The organism is Aeromonas sp. SE22 (assembly GCF_038739755.1).
GTDB classification, from domain to species: Bacteria; Pseudomonadota; Gammaproteobacteria; order Enterobacterales; family Aeromonadaceae; genus Aeromonas; species Aeromonas jandaei.
The window spans coordinates 685,296-706,244 of record NZ_JBCGFD010000001.1; the positions used below are offsets into that span (position 1 = coordinate 685,296).

Annotated in this window: 15 protein-coding genes; 5 read left to right on the forward strand and 10 right to left on the reverse strand. The window is 56.7% G+C overall.

What is annotated here, in order from left to right; translation table 11 throughout:
* Positions 1–470 precede the first annotated feature (470 nt).
* Positions 471–2,384, reverse strand: a complete 1,914-nt coding sequence (locus AAHA39_RS02975; protein ID WP_320654982.1) for a RecQ family ATP-dependent DNA helicase — start codon at positions 2,382–2,384, stop codon at positions 471–473.
* A 318-nt stretch (positions 2,385–2,702) separates the two neighbouring features.
* Here AAHA39_RS02975 and sstT point away from each other — a divergent pair, with 318 nt between their 5' ends.
* Both sstT and AAHA39_RS02985 read left to right on the forward strand, forming a co-directional pair.
* Entirely contained in the window at positions 2,703–3,953 is a 1,251-nt protein-coding gene (gene sstT / locus AAHA39_RS02980; protein WP_139395603.1) for a serine/threonine transporter SstT, read from the forward strand.
* A 207-nt stretch (positions 3,954–4,160) separates the two neighbouring features.
* A complete protein-coding gene (locus AAHA39_RS02985) occupies positions 4,161–5,150 on the forward strand; it encodes a hypothetical protein (protein ID WP_320654978.1) in 990 nt (329 codons plus the stop codon).
* A 266-nt stretch (positions 5,151–5,416) separates the two neighbouring features.
* Here the strand turns inward: AAHA39_RS02985 and AAHA39_RS02990 are convergent, their stop codons facing one another.
* The 3 genes from AAHA39_RS02990 to pabB form a co-directional block, all read right to left on the reverse strand.
* Entirely contained in the window at positions 5,417–6,715 is a 1,299-nt protein-coding gene (locus tag AAHA39_RS02990) for an HAAAP family serine/threonine permease (protein ID WP_182925552.1), read from the reverse strand.
* Between the two features lie 216 nt (positions 6,716–6,931).
* Complete coding sequence (locus AAHA39_RS02995) at positions 6,932–7,498, reverse strand: CoA pyrophosphatase (protein ID WP_201929767.1); 567 nt, start codon at positions 7,496–7,498, stop codon at positions 6,932–6,934.
* A gap of 30 nt (positions 7,499–7,528) precedes the next feature.
* Entirely contained in the window at positions 7,529–8,812 is a 1,284-nt protein-coding gene (gene pabB, locus AAHA39_RS03000; RefSeq protein WP_320654971.1) for an aminodeoxychorismate synthase component I, read from the reverse strand.
* 293 nt (positions 8,813–9,105) lie between these two features.
* On the opposite strand from pabB, the gene AAHA39_RS03005 reads away from it, so the two are divergent.
* Positions 9,106–10,632, forward strand: a complete 1,527-nt coding sequence (locus AAHA39_RS03005) for a fumarate hydratase (RefSeq protein ID WP_108570696.1) — start codon at positions 9,106–9,108, stop codon at positions 10,630–10,632.
* Between the two features lie 166 nt (positions 10,633–10,798).
* Here AAHA39_RS03005 and AAHA39_RS03010 read toward each other — a convergent pair whose 3' ends face one another.
* From AAHA39_RS03010 to ppnP, 3 genes are all read right to left on the reverse strand, one after another.
* Positions 10,799–12,169: an L-serine ammonia-lyase gene (locus AAHA39_RS03010; protein ID WP_041207648.1), complete on the reverse strand. Its 1,371-nt coding sequence runs from the start codon at positions 12,167–12,169 to the stop codon at positions 10,799–10,801.
* A 275-nt stretch (positions 12,170–12,444) separates the two neighbouring features.
* Positions 12,445–13,830, reverse strand: coding sequence for an L-serine ammonia-lyase (locus AAHA39_RS03015; protein WP_320654968.1), 1,386 nt, complete (start codon positions 13,828–13,830; stop codon positions 12,445–12,447).
* 153 nt (positions 13,831–13,983) lie between these two features.
* Positions 13,984–14,268 carry a pyrimidine/purine nucleoside phosphorylase gene (ppnP, locus tag AAHA39_RS03020; protein WP_320654965.1) on the reverse strand — a complete coding sequence of 95 codons (285 nt, stop codon included), beginning with the start codon at positions 14,266–14,268 and terminating at the stop codon, positions 13,984–13,986.
* Positions 14,269–14,536: 268 nt separating this feature from the next.
* On the opposite strand from ppnP, the gene AAHA39_RS03025 reads away from it, so the two are divergent.
* Positions 14,537–15,778 carry a dicarboxylate/amino acid:cation symporter gene (locus AAHA39_RS03025; RefSeq protein WP_042030891.1) on the forward strand — a complete coding sequence of 414 codons (1,242 nt, stop codon included), beginning with the start codon at positions 14,537–14,539 and terminating at the stop codon, positions 15,776–15,778.
* 1,469 nt (positions 15,779–17,247) lie between these two features.
* Here AAHA39_RS03025 and pfkA read toward each other — a convergent pair.
* From pfkA to elyC, 3 genes are all read right to left on the reverse strand, one after another.
* Positions 17,248–18,219, reverse strand: a complete 972-nt coding sequence (gene pfkA / locus AAHA39_RS03030; protein WP_041207654.1) for a 6-phosphofructokinase — start codon at positions 18,217–18,219, stop codon at positions 17,248–17,250.
* 151 nt (positions 18,220–18,370) lie between these two features.
* Positions 18,371–19,126, reverse strand: coding sequence for a triose-phosphate isomerase (tpiA, locus tag AAHA39_RS03035; protein ID WP_041207655.1), 756 nt, complete (start codon positions 19,124–19,126; stop codon positions 18,371–18,373).
* A 135-nt stretch (positions 19,127–19,261) separates the two neighbouring features.
* Positions 19,262–20,032 (reverse strand): envelope biogenesis factor ElyC, encoded by a 771-nt coding sequence (gene elyC / locus AAHA39_RS03040; RefSeq protein WP_071910267.1) that lies wholly within the window; start codon positions 20,030–20,032, stop codon positions 19,262–19,264.
* Between the two features lie 101 nt (positions 20,033–20,133).
* On the opposite strand from elyC, the gene cmoM reads away from it, so the two are divergent.
* On the forward strand, positions 20,134–20,910 hold the full coding sequence (gene cmoM, locus AAHA39_RS03045) for a tRNA uridine 5-oxyacetic acid(34) methyltransferase CmoM (RefSeq protein WP_033113262.1): 777 nt from the start codon (positions 20,134–20,136) through the stop codon (positions 20,908–20,910).
* The last annotated feature ends 39 nt before the right edge of the window (positions 20,911–20,949 follow it).

Below are 20,949 nucleotides of genomic sequence, written 5' to 3' on the forward strand. Positions count from 1 at the left end.
GGTTAAATGCGGAGGAAACCTGCCCGATCCTTGTGCGGGAGGGTCAGTCAACAACACACCTATGTTACTGACTGTTAAATTATTTTTGCCACGATAGTGAGGTAAATGTCAAAGACATAAAAAATAAATGTTTATTGGAAAGTGGAAACTGCCGGTGTTGCCTGAAAGGTGAGCAGTAAAAGATGAGGCGGGGGTTGGCTTGTGCAGATATGGATAAAAATGTCATTACGTTTACGTCAACGTAATTTTAATGAATTAGATATTTAGCTCTAATTTTTACATTGACGCTACATTCTTGCTGCCCTAGATTGGCCATGTGTGAGCAGCGAGACGCTTTAGCAAGAGAGTGTATCGTGACCTCACCAAGCTCTGTTTAAGCACGTTTCCGTTGGCTTGACCCTCGCAATAGCGAGGGTCTTCTTTTTTCAGCATGTGTGAGCCGTTGCGTGATTCAAGAGGTGTACGAATGGTCAGGCGTAGGCTTGCTCGACCGCCTGCAGCACGTCAGCAAATGGATGTTGTGCCAGCTGGCCGAAGCCGGCCAACGATCTTGCCTTGATTTTGCTGGTGAGCGGCGTGGCTATGCCGCACAGAAAGCGGGTGAGCATGCGTGCGTCCTGTGAGCCAGCCTTGGCGATGAGTGGATCGCACCAGGCGTGGATCCCCGCATCATTTGGCATAGTCTGCAGGGGCAGCGGAGGCAGTACAGCAACCTGGCCACGACAAACCGAGCAGTGACCACACTGGGTCGACGCCGCTTCATCTGCGAAATAGCGTGCGAGGCGGTGGCTCAGGCACTCATCCGAGGTGAAAAAGTCGAGCATGGCTTGCAGTCTGGCCAGCTCGCTCTGCTCTTTTTGCAGAAATAGAGCGTGCAGTGCGCTGGCCTGTGCTGCGGGTTCCCAGTCATGACGGTTGATCCGGTAGACCTCGGTCATCTGCTTGCTCTCAAGCTCGATCCAGCCTTGTTGCTGCAGGTAGTCGAGGGCTGCGACCGCTCGTTGCCGCTCCCCCTGGTAACTCTGCCAGAGGGCATCGAAATCCATGGTGCACCAGCTGCGTGCCAGTGGCGCGCAGGCGAACAGCTGCTCCAGAAACTGACGTCGTCCCGGGTTGAAGCGGGCAAGAATGTCACGCTTCTCCAGCACGAATTTGAAACGATAGTCGGCGTAGTAGCTGTAGGCCGGCGTGATGATGCCCGCCATCTCCAGATAGACCAGCAGGGTTTTAAGTGGCAACTGGCGGATATTGGTATCGTTCGAGAGGCGAAGCAGGGTGAACTCCCACTCGGGTCCGCTTTGGTGGATCTGGCCGAGGAGTTGAACAATGGTGTTCAGATCGGGCGTATCGCCATAGACAAAGTTCTCCAGCACCGGCAGCTGGCTCTGGTTGGCCAGCACAATGCAGCGTGATGGCTGGCCATCTCGCCCGGCGCGGCCAATCTCCTGGCTGTAGTTCTCGATGGACTTGGGCAGGTCATAGTGGATTACCTGGCGGATATCGGCCTTGTCGATCCCCATGCCAAACGCGATGGTGGCGACGATGCAATCCACCTTGCCGTTCATGAAGTCGAGCTGGATCTGGCTGCGTAGCGCCGCATCGAGCCCGGCATGGTAGGCACGGGCGTTGATCCCACGTCTGGCCAGCACCTCGGCGCACTCCTCTGCCGTATGTTGCAGGGTGACATAGACGATGGTCGGCGCCCCTTGAGATTGCGCCAGCGTCTGACAGAGCCATTCGCTGCGCGCCTCCGGCAGCATCGGGATGACGGACAAGTCGAGGTTGGGCCGGTAGAAGCCGGTGATGACCACCCCTTGTGGCTCAATGGCGAACTTGGCTTGCATGTCGCCAATAACGGCTGGAGTCGCGGTGGCTGTCAGCAGCAACACCTGCGGGATCTGCAACTCTTGGCGGTAGTCCGGCAGCTTGAGGTAGTCGGGGCGAAAGTTGTGGCCCCACTCCGAGATACAGTGCGCCTCATCGACGACCAGCAGCGAGAGCTGCACCTGCTGGATGAAGCGGCGAAAGCGTTCGTTCTTGAGCCGTTCCACCGAGATCATCAGGATCTTGAGATGGCCATCCAGCGCCTGTTGCATCACCTGTCGGCTCTCTTCCGGACTCAGGCTCGAGTCGAGAGTGGCAGCACTGATCCCCTTGCTTTTAAGGAAGGCGAGCTGATCGTGCATCAATGCGATCAGGGGCGAGATCACCAGCGTCAGGTGAGGCAGAGCAAGGGCGGGCAGCTGATAGCAGAGGGATTTGCCAGAGCCGGTGGGGAAGATGGCGATAGCACTCTGGCCAGCCACGATCCGGTTGATGACCGCCTCCTGGCCAGGCCTGAGACTGGAGAATCCGAAGTGTCGGGTCAGAAGGGAGGGGATCATGGCAAGGCTCCGCAGCAAATGGTGGATGATACCACAGTTGGCCATCCGCCCGGGTGTTGATAAAACGAACAAAAATGGATGGTTACTCTGTTGTTGTGTTTTTGTTGCGGTTATTTGTGCCGGATACTGGATATTTTTTGGTAGGTCTCTGGAAAAAAGCGGTGGTGAATGGGATATTCCGTCATGCAATCCGGTGACCGGCGGATCGGCCCGACAGAAGGCTGGCCGCAGGCAACCCGTCAGAACGGAATCATGCTGGCGGGAGGGTTGCAGACAGGACTCATGAATCGAGCACTACGGTGCCTAGGGACTTTTTTGATGACACAACAACACCCCCTCCTTCGGCTGGTCAATAGCACCAGTCTGGTCAGCCAGATCCTGGTTGGTCTGGTTTTCGGTATCTTGCTGGCGATGTTTGCCCCCGAGTGGGCCAAAACGGCAGGTCTGCTTGGCAGCCTGTTTGTGGGTGCACTGAAAGCGGTGGCCCCGCTGCTGGTATTCGTACTGGTCATGGCAGCCATCATTGGTCACAAGCAGGGTCAGAAGACCAACATGCGACCGATTTTGCTGCTCTATCTGTTTGGTACCTTCTCTGCGGCTGTGGTTGCGGTGATTGCCAGCTTCCTCTTCCCCTCCGATCTGCATCTGGTGGCCAATACGGCCGAGATCACTCCGCCGGGCGGCATCACCGAGGTGTTGCAGACCCTGCTGTTCAACGTGGTAACCAACCCGGTGAAGGCGCTGATGGATGCCAACTATATCGGTATTCTGGCGTGGGCCATTGGTCTGGGCATCGCCATGCGCCACGCCAACGAGAGCACCAAGGCGCTGATCACCGACTTGTCCCACGGCGTCTCGGCCATCGTGAAAGCGGTGATCCGCTGCGCGCCGCTCGGGATCCTGGGTCTGGTCGCCTCCACCCTGGCGGAAACCGGCTTTGACGCTCTGTTTGGTTATGCCCAGCTGCTGATGGTGCTGATCGGTTCCATGCTCTTTATCGCCTTCGTGGTCAACCCGCTGATCGTGTTCTGGAAGCTCAAGCGCAACCCCTATCCGCTGGTGCTGACTTGCCTGAAAGAGAGTGGTGTAACCGCCTTCTTTACCCGCAGCTCTGCGGCCAATATCCCGGTCAACATGGCACTGTGTGAAAAGTTGCGTCTGCCGGAGGATACCTATGCGGTCTCCATTCCGCTGGGCGCCACCATCAACATGGCGGGTGCGGCCATAACAATCACTGTGCTCTCCATGGCGGCGGTGCATACCCTGGGGATGGAAGTGGATCTGGCAACGGCGGTGCTGCTCTCCGTGGTTGCGACCATCAGTGCCTGTGGCGCGTCCGGTGTAGCCGGTGGCTCCCTGCTGCTGATCCCGCTGGCATGCAGCCTGTTTGGTATCGGCAACGATATCGCCATGCAAGTGGTAGCCGTCGGCTTTATCATCGGCGTACTGCAGGATTCTGCCGAGACTGCACTTAACAGCTCCACCGACGTGCTCTTCACCGCAGCGGCCTGCATGGCCGAAGATGAAACCCTGCTGGAACCTGCCGCACTCCCCAGCAGCGAGTCGTGAGCCAGTAGTTTGCATTTTCGATTCAGCCCCTCTTTCCGAGGGGCTTTTTGCATCGGTTGGACGAGATTGTTTGAGGGGAGGCGTTTACACCTAAACATGCATTCTAATGAAATGTTTGGTTACAAGTAGCCGACAGACAGTGCGGGTGCAGCCCCGCTAAAATAGCTGCGGAATAATAGGGTTCAGGCTAAAAAACGAGATTAAATAATGAAAAAAACTACGCTTTCGTGGGCAATTATTGGTGCATTGGGTTTGGCTGGTTGCGGTGGTGGCGGCGGGGATAGTGGTGGTGGTACCACGCCACCGGAACCGCAACCGAGGGCGTTGCCGGTGGCCGGCGTCTATCTCCCCGTCCTGATGGACGCTCAGGGGCAGTTAATCAACCGTCCGGTCAACGACAGCTATCGTGCGGTCGGTTTTGTCTATCCGGCGTCCACAGAGGGCACGGGTTGGGCGATGAACATTGCTGAGAAAAGAAGTGCCACAGTCCGTACTTATACCTTCCCTCAAGGCTTCTCTTCTCTGAATAAAGGTGAGGGTTACCCACTGACGTTGTCGTTGCTGGTGAACAAAAGCCAGCCCAGCACATTCGACTCGGCGGAGCAAAAGTCCAATACCAATGTCGATGGGTTAGTCAAGGTGGCCTCTGTGCCAGATGTGGCGGGAAGCAGCCAGTCACTCTGGGTACTCGATTATCGACCCGTCAAAGCCAAAATTGATTCAGCGCTCACTATTCAGAACTGGGGCGGCCAAGTGGCATTGCAGCCGATGGTCACTGCGCCTATCAACGCGGAATCATGGTACAACCTTGGGGAGAGCGCCCTGTTCCAGGATTTCAAAACCGAGCGCAGCAACAATGGCTCGGGGATCAAGCTGACCATCCTGTTTAAAGAGGGGTGTTCTGTCAGCGGCGAGACAGAGGCCAACACTCAAGGTTTGAACAAGCTGACGTTGACTGGTTGGAACAATCGGTCATGCAGTTTCAATACCTTGACAGGTCCTGCTGATATCAAAGAGGGAAAAATTTATGAGGGGCTCTGGGAAAAAAGGATGCGTGAATTTGCCGATCGCAACGCCAGTGTCACCGCATATCTGACCATGAAACCGGGTAGCAATGGCCAGAAAGACACCCTGGTGCTCGGTATTCCGGAAATCACCGGTATCACGCCGTTCCTGTTGGAAGCGCAACCACTCTAACCAGCCAGAGATAGTGCGTGTTTATCAAGAGATGCCAGTCGCTTACCCGACTGGCATTTTTGTTGGTCGAGGTTCGGTGCGACGCCCTGAAACATCATGATGCGGTTGCCGAATAAGGGCAGTGGCCCTGGTTGTTGTGTGAGTTCAGGTGCTGTGGCTGCAATAACTGCGTGATGAGTGGCAAGACGATTCAGGGCGGGACAAATGCAATAAAAAAACCAGCCGAATGTTCGGCTGGCTTTTTGCTAACAGCGGAAGGTAGAGGATTAACCGACCAGCTGATAGAGGATGGCGGAGATGGCAGTCAGGCCCATCACGGTCACGAAGACGTTGCTGATGTGGCCCTGATACTTCGCCATGGCCGGGACGCGCTTGATGGCGTACATCGGCATGATGAACAGGATGGTCGCGATGATGGGGCCGCCCAGCGATTCGATCATACCCAGGATGGAGGGGTTGGCAATGGCAGTGCCCCACAGGGTCAGGATGAAGAAGGCGATGATGAACATCTCGACTTTCTTGGCGTTCGGCTCTTTGCCTGATTTGCGCATGTTCTGCACGATCATCCCTTTCAGACCTTCACGGGCACCCAGATAGTGGCCGAAGAAGGAGGAGACGATGGCGACGAACGCAACCAGCGGACCGAAGTAGGAGATGATGGGGCTCGCATGCTGGTTAGCCAGATAGGAGAGCACGGCGATGTTCTGAGCTTTGGCTTCAGCCAGCTGAGCCGGTGTCAGGCTCATCACGCAGGAGAAGACGAAGAACATCACGAAGCCCAGCAGCACCATGGCGGTACGCTTGAGGATGGCATCGGCTTTCTCGACGGCCTGATCACCGTGGTCGCGGCGCTGGGCCAGCGAGAAGCTGGAGATGGCCGGGCTGTGGTTGAAGGAGAACACCAGCACCGGGATGGTCAGCCACAGAGTGACGGCGAAATCCTTGGCAGAAGGCACTTGCTCCAGAGCCGCACCGGTCCAGTCCGGGATCAGGTAGAGGGAGATACCGGCCAGGATGGCGATCAGCGGGTAGACCAGCACTTCGGTCACTTTCAGCATCAACTTCTCGCCGGCCAGCATCACGGACATCATGCCCATGATCAGTACGATGGAGAGGATCCAGCGCGGCGGTGCACTCATCTGCAGTTGGTTGACCATGAAGCTTTCCACGGTGTTGGTGATGCCCACGCCGTAGATCAGCACGATGGGGTAGATCGCGAAGAAGTAGAGCAGGGTGATCAGCTTGCCTGCACCGGCACCAAAGTGCTCTTCTACCACCTCGGTGATATCCGCATTGGGCTTTTTGGAGGAGAGAACGAAACGGGCCAGACCGCGGTGAGCCAGGTAGGTCATCGGGCCAACCAGCAGCGCCATCACCACCAGTGGCCAGAAGCCACCCATGCCTGCGTTGATCGGCAGGAACAGGATGCCTGCGCCAACAGCAGTACCAAACAGGCTGATAACCCAGGTTGAATCTTGTTTTGTCCAGCCTTTACTCTGGACGAAGCTTGTTCCTTGCTCCTTTACGGTCGCGACATCCTGTGCGCCAGTGACAGTATTTGACATCTATCTCACCCCGAATTGTGGTTCTTATTAAGTCGGCGGCAAGGATACGGTTTTTTTAATCAAAAATGTTGATCAAATTCATCTTTAACAGACGAAAACCCCGAGTTTCTTATAGAAACGTGATCAAAACAGTAAAAAATCAATTTTTGTTTATCATTTTGCACGTTAGTTTAATGTTAATGATTAAATTCCGCCCTGCCAAAAGTTGCCATGTTGTTATCGCTCGAGGTGCTGGGCCAGCTGGCAGATCATGCTGGCCGTGGCACCCCAGATGTAGTGCTGTTGCCAGGGGATCCAGTAAACGGTGTGCTGTTTGCCCGCCCGATAAAAGGAGAGGGCGATGTGATTGCGGCGATCGAGCAGGTGGTTTAACGGTACCTCAAAGGCATGCTCCACCTCATCTGCACTCAGTTCGAGGGGGTAGTCGGCATCGAGCAGAGCCAGTACCGGCAGTACCTCGAAGCGCGAGATGGTATTGAGCGGATTGAGGGTGCCGATCACCTGCACGAGATGAGAGGGGATGCCGAGCTCCTCTCTGGTCTCCCGCAGCGCTGTGGCGATGAGATCCTGATCATCGGGGTCCTGGCGCCCGCCCGGAAAGCTTATTTGCCCGGCATGATGGCGCAGCCGGGCGCTGCGGCGGGTGAGCAGCAGGTGAAGGCCATCGCGGCGCTCCACGACTGGCACCAGCACCGCCGCCGGGCTGAGGCCGGCGATGGCAAGGCGATGGGCGGGCGCCGGTCGTTGCAGGGAGAAACGGGTCAGCAGTTCGTGGCGATCCATGGCGTAACGTGGTTCCGTTGGGGCTCTGGCTCACAGTGCGGTGAGCAGGGGCAGAATGCGGGCGACCTTGTCATAGGTCTCCTGATATTCGCTGTCGGCGTCGGAGTCGGCGATGATGCCGCCACCGGCCCAGCAGTGCAGACGGCCCGCTTCGGCAATCAGGGTGCGAATGCAGATGCTGGTGTCCATCCGGCCATGCTGGCTGAGGTAGCCGATGCTGCCGCAGTAGGCGTTGCGTCGCTGGGGCTCCAGCTCCTCGATGATCTCCATAGCGCGGATCTTGGGTGCACCAGTGATGGAGCCACCCGGGAAGCAGGCGCGCAGCAGATCGACCCCTTGCCAGCGGCTATCGAGTTCGCCATGAATGGTGGAAACCAAATGGTGCACTGCCGGAAAGGACTCTACCGCAAAGAGGTGAGGGACGCTGACCGAGCCCGGCCTGCTCACCCGCCCGATATCGTTGCGCAGCAGATCAACGATCATCAGATTCTCTGATCTGTCCTTGTCCGCCTGTGACAGCTCTTCGGCTATATCCCGATCGATGACTGGATCAGGATGACGCGGGCGGGTGCCCTTGATGGGCTTGGTCTCGATATGGCGACCATCGAGCAGCAAGAAACGCTCGGGGGAGAGGCTCAAAATAGCGCTGTCCGGCAAGCGCAAAAAGGCGGAGAAAGGTGCCTTGTTGGCCGCCGCCAGTGTGCAGTAAGCCTGCCACTCATCGCCCTGATAGGGGGCACTGAAGCGCTGGGTCAGGTTGATCTGGTAGCAATCTCCCGCCGCGAGGTACTCCTGAATACGGGCAAACTTCTCGCCATAAGCTTCCCGGCTCATGTTGCTTTGCCAGCTGCCTTGCAGGTGGAAAGGCGGCGCCGGTTTGGCCACTTGTTGTTCGAGCCAGGCGATACGTCTGGCAAGACCCGCTTCATCTCCCCAGTGCACCAGTTGCCAGGCGCCGGTCTTGACGCTGCGCAGCAGCGCCCAGTCATAGATCCCCACCGCCATGTCGGGCACCTTGATATCGGCGGCAGCCTGACTTGGCAGTTGTTCAAAGTGGCGGCCCAGATCGTAGCCAAACAGCCCGAGTGCGCCGCCTATAAAGGGCAGTTTGCTGTCGTGTGCGACCGGCTGGCCAAGCAGTTGCTGCTGAAGTTCGGCCAGCAGGGTGAGGGGGTCGCCATGATGCTCTTTTTCTATATTGCTGCTGCGCACCATGGTGAGCTGGCCGCAGGTTTCGAGAGTGGCCAGCGGATCGGCGGTGATGATGTCGAAGCCATTGTCGGCACCAAGTGGTCCGGCTGACTCCAGCAGCATGGCCCAAGGCTGATGTTGCAGCCGTGCAAATAGCGCGTGGAGAGGCGTGTGATGATCTGGATAATGGATATGCAGTGATGGCGTCATTTTATGTTACACAGGCAACAGTTTGATTCCCGAACCCTAGTCGGTGCTGGTGGGCAAGCGTATCATAGGTATCGGTGACTAAAGAAAAAACTGCTGTGCTTCAGGTTTTTTGCTGACCGATAGTGTTTGGTTTGCACCTCTGTACAGCCATCATATGGAAGCCCTTGTCCATCGCCCCGTGCGACGCAAGGACCAGTGAGGATGATATGAGCATTATAAAAAAACAGGATTTTATCGATTCCATCGCAGATGCCCTCCAGTACATCTCCTATTACCACCCGCTGGATTTTGTCCAGGCCGCCAAAGCTGCTTATGATCGGGAAGCCAACCCCGCAGCCAAGGATGCGCTGGCCCAGATCCTGATCAACTCCCGCATGTCTGCCGAAGGCCACCGTCCGCTCTGCCAGGATACTGGCATCGTCACCTGCTTTGTGAAGATCGGCATGCAGGTGCAGTGGGACAGCGATATGACGGTGCAGGAGATGGTGGATGAAGGTACCCGCCGTGCCTACACCAATCCGGACAACCCGCTGCGCGCCTCGGTGCTGGCCGACCCGGCCGGCAGTCGCAAAAACACCAAAGACAACGCTCCGGCGGTCGTCCATATCGATATGATCCCGGGCGACAAGGTCGAGGTGAGCATCGCCGCCAAGGGCGGTGGTTCCGAGAACAAATCCAAAATGGTCATGCTCAATCCCTCCGATGATATCGTCGAGTGGGTGCTGAAAACCGTGCCGACCATGGGTGCGGGCTGGTGCCCGCCCGGCATGCTCGGCATCGGCATCGGCGGTACCGCCGAGAAGGCTGCCGTGCTGGCCAAAGAGGCGCTGATGGAGCACATCGACATTCAGGAGTTGATCGCTCGTGGCCCGCAAACCACTGAAGAGAAACTGCGCGTCGAACTCTACGACAAGGTCAACAAGCTGGGGATCGGTGCCCAGGGTCTGGGTGGCCTGACTACCGTGCTGGATGTGAAGGTGAAATCCGCACCGACTCACGCTGCCTCCAAGCCGGTGGTGATGATCCCCAACTGCGCCGCGACCCGTCACGTTCACTTTGAACTCGATGGTTCAGGCCCCGCCGAGCTGACGCCGCCGAAACTGAGCGACTGGCCGGAGATCACCCGTGAAGCGGGTGGCAACGTGCGCCGTGTCAACGTCGATGGCATCACCAAGGCCGAGCTGGCCAGCTGGAAGAGCGGTGATACCGTGCTGCTCTCCGGCAAGATCCTCACCGGCCGCGATGCTGCCCACAAGCGTATCGCCGATATGCTGGCCCGCGGCGAAGGGCTGCCGGAAGGGGTCGATTTCACCAACCGCTTTATCTATTACGTTGGCCCGGTCGATGCGGTGCGCGACGAAGTGGTCGGCCCGGCAGGTCCCACCACCTCCACCCGGATGGACAAGTTCACCGATATGATGCTGGGTGAAACCGGCCTGATCGGCATGATCGGCAAATCCGAGCGCGGCCCGAAAACCGTCGAGAGCATCAAGCAGCACAAGGCTGTCTATCTGATGGCCGTTGGTGGCGCCGCCTATCTGGTGGCCAAGGCGATCAAGAAGGCCCGCGTGGTGGCCTTTGCCGATCTCGGCATGGAAGCGATCTACGAGTTTGAAGTGGAAGATATGCCGGTGACCGTTGCGGTCGACTCCGAAGGCAACAATATCCACGAAACCGGCCCGGCCTACTGGTCTGCCAAGATTGCCGAACTGGATGGCAAACTCTCCTCCTGATCCGGCTTGCGGCCCTGGTGCCGTGATTGACTGGATAGAGCAGATAAAAAAGGATGGCCGCAAGGCCATCCTTTTTGTTATCCACTCTTCCAGTGACGAAGTGCCGGAACTGGTAAAAAGAAAAAAGGCGGGATAACCCGCCTTTTGTCGTCATGCCGGTGGCTGCTTAGTCACAGGCAACCTGCATCACCTTGATGGCCAGACCGCCACGGGAGGTTTCACGGTACTTGGAGTCCATGTCCTTGCCGGTGACGTACATGGTGTCGATCACCTTGTCCAGCGAGACACGCGGCTTGGAGGTACGACGCAGGGCCATACGGGAGGCGTTGACCGCCTTCATGGCTGCGATGGCGTTACGCTCGATGCAGGGCACCTGAACCTGGCCGGCAACCGGGTCACAGGTCAGACCCAGGTTGTGCTCCATACCGATTTCAGCGGCTTCGCAGACGTGCTCCGGGCTACCGCCCATCAGCTCGGTCAGACCGGCAGCGGCCATGGAGCAGGAAACACCCACTTCACCCTGGCAGCCCACTTCGGCGCCGGAGATGGAGGCGTTCATTTTGTAGAGGATGCCGACGGCACCGGCAGCCAGATAGAAACGGGTGTACTCGTCGCGGCCAACCGGCTGGATGAACTTGTCGTAGTAGGCCAGTACGGCCGGGATGATGCCGGCAGCGCCGTTGGTCGGCGCGGTGACTACGCGGCCACCAGCTGCGTTCTCTTCACTCACGGCCAGAGCGAACATATTGACCCAGTCAACGATGTTCATCGGGTCGCTCGAGAGGTTCTCGTTGGTGTTGAGCTGGCGGTAGAGCGGAGCCGCACGACGGGGCACGCGCAGCGGGCCGGAGAGAACGCCTTCGGTGCGGCAGCCGCGCTCGATACCTTCACGCATGGTGTTCCAGATCTTGCCGAACTTCTTGTAGATCTCTTCCGGAGTGTTGAAGCACTTCTCGTTTTCCATCATCAGAGCGGAGATGGAGAGACCGGTCTGGCTGCAATGGGCAACCAGTTCAGCTGCGCTCTTGAACGGATAGCGCACGGACATGTCGCCGCTGTCAGCCTTGCCGAAGTTCTCTTCGTCAACGATGAAACCGCCACCGATGGAGTAGTAGGTCTTGCTGTAGACCACTTCATCTTCGATCAGCGCAGTCAGCTTCATGCCGTTTTCGTGCAGCGGCAGGGCTTCGTCGTGGAATACCATGGCATCGCGCGGGAAGCTGACGGTGTGGCAGTGCAGGCCGATCGGCAGACGCTCGGTCTGCTCTACGCGGGAGATAAATTCAGGGATGGCATCGATATCGACGTTTTCCGGCAGGTTGCCGGCCAGGCCCATGATGATGGCGGTGTCGGTGTGGTGGCCTTTACCGGTCCAAGAGAGGGAGCCGTAGACATCGACATTGATGCGGGTGATATCGCGGATCTTGCCGCCTGCGCGCAGTTCGTCAACAAACTGTTTGGCTGCTTTCATCGGGCCAACAGTGTGGGAAGAAGAGGGGCCTACACCGATTTTGAAGATATCAAAAACGCTGATCATGTCACTATTACCTCAGGGTAGAAGGGGGCGGCATGCCCACTCACAGAAATTTGGGAGATCCATGGAACGCGCTGGTTTGCGCAGGTCACTGAACCAGATAACCGTAGTGTAACGGCTCGCGACCTAAAAAAAGTTGAAATAGATCTATTTTTGTTGAGTTTGAGGCGCGAGTATAAAATTTATTTTGGTGCTTATCCATTTTGTTAAGCGTTTGCCCATAAAAATACCCGGCGATGCCGGGCATTTCGGAACCAAATGGAGTCAATTGCCGTTTTTTAACATTCGGTAATGTTAACGGCGAGGCCGCCCCGGGCCGTCTCCTTGTACTTGGTCTTCATGTCGTTGCCGGTCTCCCACATGGTTTTGATCACCTTGTCCAGCGACACCTTGTGCTCGCCGGTACCGCGCAGGGCGAGGCGGGCGGCATTGATCGCTTTCACTGCGCCCATGGCGTTGCGCTCGATGCAGGGCACCTGTACCAGCCCGCCGATGGGATCGCAGGTGAGCCCGAGGTTGTGCTCCATGCCGATCTCGGCGGCGTTCTCCACCATGGCCGGACTGCCACCCAAGAGTTCGGTCAGCGCGCCGGCCGCCATGGAGCAGGCCACGCCCACTTCCCCCTGACAGCCCACTTCCGCTCCCGACAGGGAGGCGTTCTTCTTGTATAAGATGCCGATCGCTGCCGCGGTGAGGAAAAAGCGCACCAGCTCGTCGTCATCGACCTTGTGGACGAAGCGATCATAGTAGTGAAGCACCGCCGGAATGATGCCGGAGGCGCCGTTGGTGGGGGCTGTGACCACTCGTCCGCCTGCCGCATTCTCTTCGTTGACGGCCAGCGCAAACAGATCGACCCACTCCATCACCATCAGGGGATCCTTGTTGAAGTTGGTCTCGCAGCTGAGCTGGCGAAACAGCCCCGGGGCGCGGCGCCGTACCTTGAGCCCGCCCGGCAGGACCCCTTCACTCTTGCAACCCCGCTCGACACAACCCTGCATCGCCTGCCAGATCTTGCGAAGACCGCTCTTTATCTGCTCGTCGCTGCGAAAGACTCGTTCGTTGGCCAGAATGATGCCGGAGATGGAGAGACCGCTCTCCTGGCAGTGTGCCAGCAACTGGGCGCCGCTCTCGAAGGGGTAGGGTATGGGATGTTCGCTATCCGTTCTGGCAGCCTCCTCCTTGGCGGTCGCGAAGTGGCTTTCTTCAATGATGAAGCCGCCGCCAATCGAGTAGTAGGTCTGGCTGAAGCGCAGGTTCTCATCTTCGCCAAAGGCGCGCAGAGTCATGCCGTTGGTGTGGGCCGGCAGGGTTTTGCGGCGGTTGAAGATGATGGCACCGGTGCGGGGAAAATGGCTTGGTTGCTCGCCTGCTAGTTGCAGGCTCTGCTCCTTTTCCACTCGCGCCAGAATGGCGGGGATGGCATCGATATCGACCGATTCCGGTTCAAAGCCCGACAGCCCCAGAATGATCGCCTTGCCGGTACCGTGCCCTTTGCCGGTCTGGCCCAGCGAGCCGTAACACTCCACTTCGACTCGCGCAGTATGAGGCAGATGGCCTTGGAGCTTGAGCTGCTGTACAAAGGCATAAGAGGCGCGCATGGGACCGACTGTATGGGAAGAGGAGGGGCCGATGCCGATAGAGAAAAGGTCAAACACACTGATCATGACACCACTCCGGTGATGGTTTATGTCTGTTTATTCTAGGATTTTTGCCATGGATGAAAAGCGGGGATGTGCCGCGCTGTGACATGGGTAGAGATATGAAGAGCAGGAGGAGGGAGAGAGGGCTGAAGGGATGAGCCCCTTCAGCCGGGCAGATCAGTCGAGAAATTCACACAGGTAGGCGGTGGGGGTAGTCACTTCCAGTTTGAAGGAGGAGTGGCCCGCAACCAGGAAGGATTCACCCTGGCTGTAGGTGTGCCACTCATCTTCATCCGCCAGCTGGATGGTCAGGGCGCCCTTGATCACCGTCATACGCTCGGGGGCGGCAGTATTGAACAGGTATTCACCGACGTTCATGACGCCGACAGTAGATTTCTCGCCTTTTTGCTCAAAACTGATGGATTTTACATTTCCGTCAAAATATTCGTTAACTTTCAGCATCTTTACATCCTTGTATGTTCGGTTGTGCAGCCAAGCTAGCACAACATTTTGCCAGTTGTCATTGGGCTGACTGCAAAAAACGCAACCAAAGGGTGGGAAATGCGCTTTTTAGAAAATTATTAATAGCTTCTGTTAACGATTTGTCGATTTCAAACAGCAATGAAATATGCGATAACACGCCGCAGCAGGGGAATGTGCAGGAGCTCATTCCCCTGTCTGGTTTATTGCACTGGGAAAGTGCGAATGTAGCTACATAAAGGAAAGTACTGTGTTGACTAAAGGACTCATAAAAAATATTGGCTTCCAGGTTGTGGTGGCCATGGTACTGGGGGCAGTGGTCGGGGTGCTCATGGGTGAGCAGGCCACCATCTTTGCCCCGCTCGGTACCCTCTTTATCCAGCTCATCAAGATGCTGGTGATCCCGCTGGTGGCGGTTGCCATCCTCTCCGGCGCCGCCAATCTGGGCGCAAGCCCGGCTGCGGGCAAGATAGGGGTGGCCACGTTGGCCTTCTTCCTTGTCACTTCGGCACTGGCCGTGTTGCTGGCACTGGTGATGGGACAGATCTTCAAGCCGGGTGTCGGTGTCGATTTTGGCTCAGTCTCCTCCATGTTTGGCGGTGATTATGCCGATAAAGGGGCGCTGCCGGATGCCGTCGCAACCCTGCTTGGCATGATCCCGACCAACGTGTTCCAGTCCCTTAACGAGGCGAACATTCTGCAGATCCTGGTGTTCTGCATGTTTCTCGGCATTGCGCTGGCCAAACAGCCGCGCGAGCGGGCCAAGCCGCTGGTCGATGGCCTCAATACCTTGGTGGATGCCTTTGTCTGGATGATCAACAAGGTGATGATCATCGCGCCGCTCGGGGTATTTGGTCTGATGGCTGATGCCATCGGCACCTATGGCTTCGATGTGCTGACGCTGGTGCTCAAGCTGTTCGTGGTCTATGTTGCCGCGATTTTGATCTTCGGCTTTGTGGTCTACCCGCTGCTGGTGGCGCTCTTCTCCAACACGCCGGTGATGACCTATATCTCGGCGATGAAGAAGCCGCAGATCGTTGCCTTCTCTACCGCCTCCTCCATGGCGACCCTGCCGGTCAATATGGAGACCTGCGAGCAGGATCTGAAGGTGACCAATGCAACGGCCTCTTTCGTGCTGCCGCTAGGGGCCACCATCAATATGAGCGGTAACGCCATCTATTACGGGCTGGTCGCCATCTTCTTTGCGCAGGTTTACAACATTGATCTGAGCGTTGGTGCCTGGGCCGCCATCATAGTGACAGCTACCCTGGGCGCGATTGGTCAGGCCGGTGTACCGGGCCCGAGCTTCCTGGTGGTGGCGGTGCTGCTGGCGGCAGGGATCCCCATCGAAGGATTGCCGCTGCTGTTCGCGCTGGATCGTCTGTTCGACATGATCCGGACTTCCCTCAATATCACCGGTGACGCAGCCTGCGCCGTGATCGTTGATCGCTTCAGCCCGGAGTATGACCCGCAGCGCTGGAACAAGGTATAAGCGGGATTAACCACTGTTAGACACGTCCAGTTATGCCACAAGCCTCCACCTTCGGGTGGGGGCTTTTTTGTGCCCGCTGGTTACTGGGAAAAAGATTGGTCTGAACAAACAGCAAAGCGGTAGAAGAGGAGGAAAGGATAAGGAGAGAGCAAAGGTGTTGTCAGACGGCAGGTAGCAAAAAGGGGAGCTTGGCTCCCCCGAGGATGGTCTGACGTTGGCTCAGTCAGAAGTGTGGTTAAACAATCAACCACAACAGCTTGAAATCATATCCATGTTGACCATTTCGGCACTGATGGCTAAAAGCGCCAGTTTGTGGCGATTAAAGCGTCATGCCAGAGAGGCTCGTTCCCGATTGATGCCTCTCTATCCGACTCAGAGCTGTGACAGCGAGGGCAGAGAGACAGCAACCAGGGTGAAAAACACGGTAAAAACAGCGGTAACAACAAACTCTTTCATCTTTTTTCTCCCCAGGTTGTTGGTTGATGAGGTCAAGATACCATAATAGGAGCTTAAAACAAGGGTTTAATTGATAAAAGTGAGCTTTGTATTCTTCGTGGTAATGAAAGCTCTGTTTTTGCAATCCTTTGGCTGTTTTATCCTCTATGTTTGAGGTGCTGGTTGTTTTAATGGGGTTGTCATATTAAAAGCCCTTTATTTTCAGTGTTTTAGTTGGGTGTATGGAATCTGAATTAGGGGGGTTGAATGGAGCCATTAATTGGTTTTACATTTTTTGTTGGGCTAGGCAGCCATTTTTAGCGTCAAAAAATGGCTGTGAATCTGGTTTCACCGCTTCTGGCGAAGATAATCCCCCTCTGAAAGAGAGTAATGCCGGTATCGGCATGCAATCCAGCGCCATGGTTAGGGTTTTATCACGATCTTCTGTTCATGGATCTGCATAAATAGCCCTGCTTTTAGCGATGTAGCCGGATCTGAGAGAGAAAAAATGCAGAGGTAGCCCATTTTTTAGCCTCTGACCTATGGATGAGATAGCGTGATTGATATTGGTTGGTGCAATAGTGGCTTGGGAATCGGTTTTTCCCTCAAGGGGACAAGTTGCAACCTGCAGGGGGGGGAGCGAGATAGGCCCCCGATCTGCTACTGCCTGTATCTGTAGCCAATGTTGAGCCCCGTCGGTGCGGATTAGAGATAACGCATCGCCTAACAGGAGCACCAGAGGACAACAGTAACAGTGGGGGGAATAAGATAGAGCGGAAGAGATGATGCAGAGAGTAGGCTGGGCAAACTGTCGGTAGCGACTGCAAAGGTGGGTTAATTGGCCGAGCTGAAGCGCAACCTCAAGCCGGTCATATAGGTGTTGTTGTTATATCGCAGTTGGCGGGCCTGCCTGATGACATTGCCAAATGTACTGGTACCAATCCATTTTCTGCACACCACGGTGATCTGCGGGTCGAAATAGAAAAACCCTCCGGATGGAGGGTTTTTGCATAACCAGCTTGTTCCTGTGGTGCTTAGAACAGGGTAGTGGAGAGGTTATAAAGCTCCTGATCGAACGGACGCTTCATGTTCTCGATGCAGTCAATGATGTCGTGGTGTACCAGCTCGTTGCGCTGGATACCGACGCAGCGACCACCGTGACCAGCCAGCAGCTGCTCAACGGCATAAGCACCCATACGGCTGGACATGATGCGGTCACGGGCAGTCGGGGCACCGCCACGCTGGATATGGCCCAGGATGGTGGCGCGGGTTTCACGACCGGTCAGGGCTTCGATGTCCTTGGCCAGTGCGTTCACGTCGGTAACGTGCTCGCAGATAGTGATGATGGCGTGCTTCTTGCCCTTGGCTTCGCCTTCCTTGATCTGCTTGAGCAGCTTCTCTTTGTCGAAGGCTACTTCCGGCACGATCACGTACTCGGCACCACCAGCAACGGCGGCAGACATGGCCAGATCGCCACAGTGACGACCCATGATCTCGACCACGGAGATACGGTGGTGGGAGCTGCAGGTATCGCGCAGGCGGTCGATGGCGTCAACCACCACGTTCAGGGCGGTATCAAAGCCGATGGTGAAGTCGGTACCGGCGATGTCGTTGTCGATGGTGCCCGGCAGGCCGATGCAGGGGAAACCCTCTTCGGTCAGCTTCTTGGCACCCATGTAGGAGCCGTCACCACCGATGACGACCAGCGCATCGATACCGTGCTTTTTCAGGTTCTCGATCGCTTCGGCGCGCACTGCGGGGTCTTTGAAGGCTGGGAAACGGGCGGAGCCGAGGAAAGTACCACCACGGTTCACCACATCGGAGACGCTGTGACGCTCCAGCTTGACGATGCGATCCTGGTGCAGACCGAGGTAGCCATCATAAATACCGTAAACTTCCAGGCCGTAATGCAGACCGGCGCGAACCACAGCGCGGATGGCTGCGTTCATACCCGGCGCGTCGCCACCACTGGTCAGAACACCAATACGTTTGATTTGTTTGGTCATGAGTGCCTCTGGATCTGAGTTGTCAAATACGAATGTTTGGAAATAGACAAGCCACTTTTACTATATCGGCTTTCGTATGGGATGCGGGGGCCACCATAGGAAAAGCGATACAAGAGAGGGGACAAGCCCCTCTCTTTGCCGTAATCAGCGATTACTTGGCAGCGCCAGCGATGATCTGGGAGAAGTCGTCCACTTTCAGGGACGCACCACCGACCAGGCCACCGTCGATGTCCGGCTGACCGAACAGGTCGGCAGCAGTGGCGCCAGTGACGGAACCGCCGTACAGGATCTGTACTTTGGCAGCAACGGCGGCATCAAAACCGGCCAGGTACTGACGGATGTGAGCGTGAACGGACTGAGCGATCTCCGGAGTGGCAGTCTTGCCAGTACCGATGGCCCATACCGGCTCGTAAGCGATAACGGCGTTGTTGAAGGAGGCGATACCGCAACGGTCGATAACGGCTTTCAGCTGGGTCTCAACCACGTTCTTGGTCACGCCGGCTTCGAATTGCTCCAGAGTTTCACCGATGCACAGAACCGGCACCAGGCCGCCTTTCTGGATCGCTTCGTACTTGGCAGCAACCACGTCGTCACTCTCTGCGTGCAGGGTACGACGCTCGCTGTGGCCGACCAGAGAGTAGGTGCAACCGAAGGCTTTCAGCATGGACGGAGCGTTTTCACCGGTGAAGGCGCCAGACTCGTGTACGTCGGCGTTCTGGGCACCGTAGGCGATTTTGGTGCCAGCGGTCAGCTGCTCAACCAGACCCAAAAAGATAACCGGCGGGCAGACGGCGACTTGCACAGAAGGATGAGCGGCAGCAGCCGGGGTCAGTCCTTTGATCAGAGCTTCTACAGAAGCCTTGGTGCCGTTCAGTTTCCAGTTACCCATTACCAGGTGCTGTCTCATCTTCTTAATCTCCTAGGCATTTGATTGCGCAACATTATATGAATTGAACCGAGCCCAAGATAGCTGACCCGGCGGCAAATGACGTAATTTTTTTTCGCTTTCCTGATCCAAATCAGGAATGAAACGCTTGATTGCTCATTCGTTAACCTGCCCCCGCAAGCGGGCCCACCATACCCCAATCCATTCGTGGATGGCAGCTTCGGAATACATCAGATAACGCCCTTTGGGTAAATAGCTGTAGAGCGGTTGGGCCACCTGGCTCTGCTTGGCGGTGTAATCGGTGGGGGCCGGTACGGCGTTGAGCCCCTGACCCTGATAGAGGGCCATGGCGCGCGGCAGGTGGGTGGCAGAACTGACCAGTGCCACCTCTTTTCCTTTCAGATGTCGGCTGATACTGACTGCCTCATCATGAGTGTCTTTGTTGTTTTCAAACAACGTCATCCGCGAACGGGGTATGCCGAGGCTCTCGGCCATCCGGGCATTGACCTCGGCATTGGAGAGGGTATCCCCCGACACATAGCCGGAGAACACCAGCTCGGCTTCGGGATAGGCCTGGGCGAGGCGTACCCCTTCGAGAGTCCGTGCCAGCGAGATATTGTTCTGCCAACTGCGCATCGGCACCGCCGGGTCGCTGACATGACCATTGCCGAGCACCACGATGGCGTCGATGTTGGGATGCTGGCTCACCTCGAACGGCGGGAAGGTTTGCTCCAGCCCGCGGGCCAGTTCATAGCTCACCGGCCGCATTCCCAGCAGGGCGACCAGCAGCAGCGACAGAGTCGCCAGCAGCTTGCCGGTTTTCTGAAAACGGGTGAACCAGAGCAGCAACAGGGCAACCAGCAGCAGGGAGAGGGAGAAGGGGAGCGGCATCAACAGCTGACCAAGCCACTTTTTGAGCACAAACACGGCAGACACTTCCTTGAGTTTTCAGCAAATTCGTGATGTGACAGAATACCTCTCTTTTTTGGGATGGCCACAACCCTGTGGCGCTAATGTTGAGTTTCTCCTTGAAGCACGATCAGAGTTTTGACGGGCGCGCCGACAAGTTCGCCCGCAACATTTACGACTCCACCAAGGGGCGCATCCGCACCACCATTGTCTGGAGCGACATAGAAGCCTGCCTGGCCCGCCTTGGCAACCGACCGCTGCGCATCCTCGATGCGGGGGGCGGTTTTGGCTATTTCGCCCAGAAGCTGGCGGCCATGGGTCATCAGGTGGAGCTGTGCGATCTGTCAGCAGAAATGCTGGAACTGGCCCGCAGCCAGATCGCCGAGAAGGGGCTGGAAGACAAAATCCGTCTCATCCATTGCCCCATTCAGGATCTGAAGCAACACGTGACCGGTACCTTTGATCTGGTGCTCTGTCATGCGGTGCTGGAGTGGCTCGCCGAGCCGCGCCAGACCTTGCTGGGTCTGTTCCCTTTCGTCAATGCCGGGGGCATACTGTCGCTGCTTTTCTACAACCGTCATGGTTTGCTGTTCCAGAGCCTGGTGGTGGGCAATTTTGACTATGTGCGCCTTGGTCTTCGCAAGAAGCGTCAGACTGCGCTTACGCCCACGAATCCCCAGCTGCCGGAGCAGGTCTATGACTGGATTGGTCGCGGGGGGCTGCGCATCATCGGCAAGACCGGGGTGCGGGTGATCCACGACTATATGCGTCACAAGCAGGATCAGGTGGAGAAGTTCGACGATCTGCTGGCCATGGAGCAGCAATATTGCCGTCAGGAGCCTTTTGTCTCCCTCGGTCGCTATATCCATGTGATGGCCCAGAAGCCGGCCAGCTGATTGCTCGCTGTTCACGTCGATGTGAACCATGTTTTCGAT

Excerpts from the sequence above, each read along its gene's own strand:
- AAHA39_RS02975 (WP_320654982.1), bottom strand. The coding sequence starts at position 2,384 with ATGATCCCCTCCCTTCTGACCCGACACTTCGGATTCTCCAGTCTCAGG.
- sstT (WP_139395603.1), top strand. The coding sequence starts at position 2,703 with ATGACACAACAACACCCCCTCCTTCGGCTGGTCAATAGCACCAGTCTG.
- AAHA39_RS02985 (WP_320654978.1), top strand. The coding sequence starts at position 4,161 with ATGAAAAAAACTACGCTTTCGTGGGCAATTATTGGTGCATTGGGTTTG.
- AAHA39_RS02990 (WP_182925552.1), bottom strand. The coding sequence starts at position 6,715 with ATGTCAAATACTGTCACTGGCGCACAGGATGTCGCGACCGTAAAGGAG.
- AAHA39_RS02995 (WP_201929767.1), bottom strand. The coding sequence starts at position 7,498 with ATGGATCGCCACGAACTGCTGACCCGTTTCTCCCTGCAACGACCGGCG.
- pabB (WP_320654971.1), bottom strand. The coding sequence starts at position 8,812 with ATGCTGCTGGAGTCAGCCGGACCACTTGGTGCCGACAATGGCTTCGAC.
- AAHA39_RS03005 (WP_108570696.1), top strand. The coding sequence starts at position 9,106 with ATGAGCATTATAAAAAAACAGGATTTTATCGATTCCATCGCAGATGCC.
- AAHA39_RS03010 (WP_041207648.1), bottom strand. The coding sequence starts at position 12,169 with ATGATCAGCGTTTTTGATATCTTCAAAATCGGTGTAGGCCCCTCTTCT.
- AAHA39_RS03015 (WP_320654968.1), bottom strand. The coding sequence starts at position 13,830 with ATGATCAGTGTGTTTGACCTTTTCTCTATCGGCATCGGCCCCTCCTCT.
- ppnP (WP_320654965.1), bottom strand. The coding sequence starts at position 14,268 with ATGCTGAAAGTTAACGAATATTTTGACGGAAATGTAAAATCCATCAGT.
- pfkA (WP_041207654.1), bottom strand. The coding sequence starts at position 18,219 with ATGACCAAACAAATCAAACGTATTGGTGTTCTGACCAGTGGTGGCGAC.
- tpiA (WP_041207655.1), bottom strand. The coding sequence starts at position 19,126 with ATGAGACAGCACCTGGTAATGGGTAACTGGAAACTGAACGGCACCAAG.